3 protein-coding genes are annotated in these 5293 nt (G+C 72.0%); all 3 read left to right on the top strand.

Annotation, left to right across the window (positions count from 1 at the left end; all coding sequences use genetic code 11):
- Positions 1-1229 (top strand): PEGA domain-containing protein (locus tag D7Y13_RS38110; RefSeq protein ID WP_120630973.1); only part of this gene is annotated, 1229 nt, incomplete at its 5' end.
- Between the two features lie 28 nt (positions 1230-1257).
- A complete protein-coding gene (locus tag D7Y13_RS38105) occupies positions 1258-2466 on the top strand; it encodes a PEGA domain-containing protein (protein ID WP_120538056.1) in 1209 nt (402 codons plus the stop codon).
- A 48-nt stretch (positions 2467-2514) separates the two neighbouring features.
- Positions 2515-4998 (top strand): signal peptide peptidase SppA, encoded by a 2484-nt coding sequence (gene sppA, locus D7Y13_RS38100; RefSeq protein ID WP_120585860.1) that lies wholly within the window; start codon positions 2515-2517, stop codon positions 4996-4998.
- Positions 4999-5293 lie beyond the last annotated feature (295 nt).

Below are 5293 nucleotides of genomic sequence, written 5' to 3'. Positions count from 1 at the left end.
CTCCGGCCCCCATCGTCACCCCGGCGGCCCCCCTGAGCTCCGCGCGCAAGGCCGTGTCCAGCGACGTGGCGCTGTTCGGCGTGGCCCGCCAGGCGGCGGCCTCCGACCAGGCGGCGAAGCTGGAGGACGCGCTGACCCGGAAGCTGAACGCCGCGGGCGACGTGCGGTTCGTGGACCTGGCGGCGGCCTTCCCGGCGCCCGAACCGCAGGGCATCCCCAAGGGCGACGCGCTCTTCGACGAGGGCCGCTCCGCGTACGACAACCTGGATCCGGACACCGCGGCGGTGAAGTTCAAGGCGGCCACGGACGCCTACGTGCAGCGGCCGGGCGACCTGCGTCCGGAGAAGCTGGGTGAGGCGTTCCTCTTCCAGGGCGCGTCCCAGCTGCTCAACGGCGATGTGGCGGGCGCCAAGGTGTCCTTCACCAACGCGCTGGTGGCGGAGCCTTCGCTGCGCCCGGACGCGGGCCAGTTCGGCCAGGACGTGCAGCGGGTGTTCACGGAGGCCCAGAAGGAGTTGGAGGCGCAGCCCCAGGGCACCCTGGTGGTGACGTCCCAGCCCGAGGGCGCTCGCGTGCTGGTGCGCGGGCGCGACGTGGGCGCGACGCCGCTCACCGGCCTCAAGCTGGCGCCGGGCCGCTACCCCGTGCAGGTGGTGCTGCCGGGCTACGCGCCGTCCGCGACGTACACGGAGGTGAAGTCCTCCGCGTCCGCCGAGGTGAAGACGAAGCTCGCGTCCGCGCCCGGCCTGTCCGCGCTGCGTGACGCGGCGGCCAAGGCCGGCACGGAGCAGGCCTTCTCCGCGGATGGCGTTCCGCCGGAAGTGGGCGCCATCGGCGAGCGGCTCAACGCGCGCTACGTGGTGCTGGCGGCGGCGTACCAGGACAAGAAGGGCCGGCTGCACGGCGAAGTGCAGGCGTGGGACCTGCGCACGAAGAACCGGCTGCGCGACGTGGAGGTGGACTTCGCCAAGCGCGACGGCAAGTACAGCGCGGACGCCGCGGCGGATCAGGTGCACACCTTCCTCACCGGCGCCGCCCTGCCGAAGGGCCGCACCTCCGACGACAAGGAGTCGGTGTCGTCCGGGGACTCGGTGCTGCGCAAGCCCTGGTTCTGGGCCGCGGCGGCGGGCGTCGCGGCGGTGACCGCGGGCGTGGTGTACGTGGCCACGACGGACCGCGGCAGCGGCTTCAATCCCGTGAACGGGCTGCCCGGTGGAATTTCCTTCTAGCCACCGCGTCCAGCGTCCAGGACTCCCCATGAAAGCCCTCCCGCTCGCGTTCTTGCTGCTGCCCGCCCTGGCGCTGGCGTCATCGCCCCCACCGGGCCGCATCTCCGCGCTGCTCATCCCCATGGACCCGTCGTCCGAGTCCTCGGGGGTGCAGATGGAGAGCTACATGAACGACGCGCTGGGCAACTTCGCCAACTACTCGGTGAAGAAGCCCCGCGACCTGTTCGGCCTGCCGGACGACGCGGCGGCCCAGGCGTCCTTCCAGCGCGCGAAGAAGGGCTACGAGGAGAGCCTCAAGGCCTTCGAGGCGCGCGAGTACGAGGACGCGGAGCGCAAGGTGCGCGCGACGCTCAAGGAACTGGAGGGTTCGGTCGCGGCGATGCGCTCGTGCTTCCCGCTGTGCGACGCGCTGGCCATGCACGGCGCCATCCTCCAGCTGCGGGGCGACGTGGAGGAGGCGAAGCTGCTGCTGATGGACCTGATGGCGCTCAACCCCACCTTCGAGCTGAGCCCCAAGCGCTTCAGCCGGGACTTCATCGGCCTGCGCGCGCAGGTGGCCACCAGCCGCACCTCGCAGCTTCGCGGCACGGCCACCTTCAAGTCGCGTCCCGCGGGGGCGCGCGTCTTCGTGGACGGCGAGGCGGTGGGCTACACGCCCATGACGGTGCCCGCCCTTCCCGTGGGCAAGCACCTGGTGCGCATGGAGCGTCCCGGCTTCCGCCAGTTCGGGCAGATCGCGGAAGTCACCCCGGACGACATGGAGGTCAGCGCGGGGCTCGTCCCGACGGCCACCTACAAGGCCTACGACGGCCAGCTGGACAAGGTGCTGGGCGACATGTCGCGTCCCAGTGACAAGCCGGCCAACGCGGTGGTGGCGCTGGGCAAGTCGCTGGGGTTGGACCGCACGCTCGTGGGCACCGTGCGCGTCATCCCGGAGCGGGGCACGGAGCTGGCGGTGGGGCTCTTCGACGTGAAGAGCGGCAAGCGCCTGGGCTCCAAGCGGCTGGTGCTCCAGGGCGACGAATACGGGCAGCTCAAGCTGGAGATGGAGCGGGTGGTCAACCAGCTCATCAACACCGAGGGCGAGAAGGTCCTGAAGGTCCGCGACCCGCTGGACGGCAAGAGCGGCGCGGAAGACTGGAGCGCGGAGGACCGCGGTGGACAGCGCAAACAGTCCGAGAAGCGGCAATCCGGGGATGATCCGTTGGATTCGATGTCGGGAACCGAGGACTGGTAGCAGCCGGCGCTTGTCCCGGGGCGGACTGTCCCTAGAGTCCCGGGCCGTATGCGCCTCCTGCCGCTGTTGACCCTCCTCCCGACGTTCGCGCTCGCCCAGACGGGCGCCGTCAGCAGCACGGCCGCCCCGCCCCGGGGCGTCACGCTGCCGCCCACCAACGCGGCGCTGATAGACGAAGCGCCCGCGCTGTCGCTCAACCCCGCCGGCCTGGGCTTCCTGGACGCGGGCCAGCTCTTCTACCTGCACGAGCGCAACCTGGAGTCGGACTCCGTGGGCGACGCCGTGTTCCTGGGCACGCACTTCCTGGGGCTGGGCGCGGGCTTCTCCCTGGAGTGGATCCGCGGCGAGAACGCTCCGGACTACCGCAAGACATCCTTCGGCTTGTCGCTGGGGCCCCGCACGCTGCAATTGGGCGCGGCACTCCACGACTTCAGCTCCGATGACCGCGCCATTGGCGGACTCACCAGCTGGGACGTGGGCCTCACCGCGCGCCCGGCCCGGTTCCTGTCGCTGGCCGCGGTGGCGAGGGATTTGAACGCCCCCGAAAGCGACGGCCTCAAGCTGCCGCGCCGCTACAACTTCGGCGTGGGCCTGCGCCCGCTGGACGAGCGCTACACGCTGGGCGTGGACTGGCTCTTCTCCGAAGGGGGCTTTCGCGAAGGCCTGGCCACGTACACGGTGCAGGCGGAGGTGCTGCGCGGCCTGCGACTGGGCGGAGGGCTGTCGCACGGCTTCGTCAGCGGCATCCCGCTTTCGCTCCAGTTCTCCGCCACGGTGGACCTGGGGCACGCGGGCCTGACGTACGCGGCGGGCGGCGCGGGCAACGGCCTGGACCACGTGCTGGCGCTGCGCCTGTCGTCGGAGCGCTACCGCTCCGTGCAGGGCTCCCACGGCGTCGTGACGCTGTTGGACCTGGACGACATGCTGTCGGGCGGCGTGAGCCCGGTGCTGTCGGTGCTGGGCGTGAGCGAGTCGGATCCATACCTGCGCCTGCTCAAGTTCCTGGACCTGGCCACGCGCGACGAGCGCCTCCAGGGCGTGGTGGTGAAGATGGAGGGCCTGCCCGGCGTGGGCTGGGGCGGCGCGGAGGAGCTGCGCCAGGCCTTCCTGCGGCTGCGGCAGGCGGGCAAGAAGGTCGTGGTGGTGATGCTGTCCGGGGATGACCGCGCGTACCTGGTGGCGTCCGCGGCGGACGGCGTGTACGCGCTGACGGAGGCGTCGCTGCCCATCAACGGCCTGTCGCTGACGGTGACGTCGCTGGGCGGCACCATGGACAAGCTGGGCGTGCACTGGGACGTGGCGCGCGTGGGCGAATACAAGACGGCGACGGATCAGCTCACCCGCCCGGACATGAGCCCCGCGGAGAAGGAGACGCTGGACGCGTACCTGGACGGCCAGTTGGCGCACTACGAGAAGGCCGTGGAGGCGGGCCGCAAGCTGTCGCCGCAGAAGCTGCGCGCGGCGTGGACGGGCGGCATCCTGTCCTCGCGCCGGGCGCAGCAGGCGGGCCTGCTGGACGGCGTGGTGTCCGCGACGGAGCTGGACGCGCGCGTGGCGGAGTGGTTTCCCGGCCTGCGCTTCCATCCGACGTACGCCCCGCGCGACGAGCGCGAGGACCGCTGGGGGCTGCGCCGCCGCATCGCGGTGGTGCCGATTCTTGGCGACATCACCGGGGGCCGCAGCCGCGAGGATCCGCTGGGCTTCGCGCGCATCGCTGGCGCGGAGACGGTGGTGCGCGCGCTCGCCCAGGCGCAGGAGGACCCGTCCGTGGTGGCCATCGTGCTGCGCGTGGACTCGGGCGGCGGCGACGTGCTGGCGTCGGACCTGATGTACCGCGCGGTGCTGGAGGCGAAGCGGCACAAGCCCGTCATCGCGTCCATGGGCGACGCGGCGGCCTCCGGCGGCTACTACGCGGCGGTGGGCGCGGATGAAGTGCTGGCGGAGCCCACCACGCTCACCGGCAGCATCGGCGTCTACTACGTGAAGCCCGCGCTGGAGGGCCTGGGCGCGAAGCTGGGCGTGAACCAGGAGACGGTGAAGCGCGGCGACATGGCGGACCTGCTGGAGTGGTGGCGGCCGTGGACGCCGGAGCAGCAGGCCGCGGTGCAGGCCTGGGTGGATGACTCCTACGACACGTTCATCACCGAGGTCGCGCTCAACCGGAAGATGGACAAGGCCAAGGTGGACGCCGTCGCCCGGGGCCGCGTGTGGAGCGGACAGGATGCGCTCGCGCGCGGGCTGGTGGACGGCCTGGGCGGCCTGCACGAGGCGGTGGCCGCGGCCCGGAAGCGCGCGAAGGTTTCGCCGTCGGAGGAGCTGGACCTGGACGTGATGGGCGGCGCGCGAGGCTTCCTCTCCGGCCTGGGCGGCGAGCCCGGGGTGCACGCGCTCGCGGGGCTGCTGCTGCCCGGGCTGCCGGAGCGTCCCCCGGAGGCGCTGTCGACGCTCGCCCGGGAGGTGGGCCTGGGGTCGCCCGAGCTGTTGCGCCCCGGCCTGAAGGCCATGCTCCCCTTCACGGTGCGCATCCGCTGAAGCCACCGGAGGGGAGCCTGGGAGGTCGCCCGGAGAACACGCTACGCGTACGGGCGGCGAAATTTGGGGCGCCGAATCCAGGCGCTCTGTTAGGGTGGTGAGTGCCTCCCGGCCGGCGCTAGGGCCGTCGGGGGGTTTCAGGAACCGGCGGTTTCGGCCTTCTCGCAGGCCCCGCGTCCGGCTTCCTGTCCCAAAACCTGCCTCCTGACGTCCCCGGCGACCCCCTGTGGCCGCCGCCCTCCAGGGCCGTCACGGCGTGGAGCCCCATGAGCGAGAATTCCGACAACCCCGAGAC

Source organism: Corallococcus praedator (assembly GCF_003612125.1).
Lineage (GTDB): Bacteria > Myxococcota > Myxococcia > Myxococcales > Myxococcaceae > Corallococcus > Corallococcus praedator.
Note: the sequence above shows the minus strand (reverse complement) of the source record. Positions and strands in the feature narration are given on the sequence as shown.

Coding starts and splice junctions, on each gene's coding strand:
- D7Y13_RS38105 (WP_120538056.1), top strand. CDS start 1,258: ATGAAAGCCCTCCCGCTCGCGTTCTTGCTGCTGCCCGCCCTGGCGCTG.
- sppA (WP_120585860.1), top strand. CDS start 2,515: ATGCGCCTCCTGCCGCTGTTGACCCTCCTCCCGACGTTCGCGCTCGCC.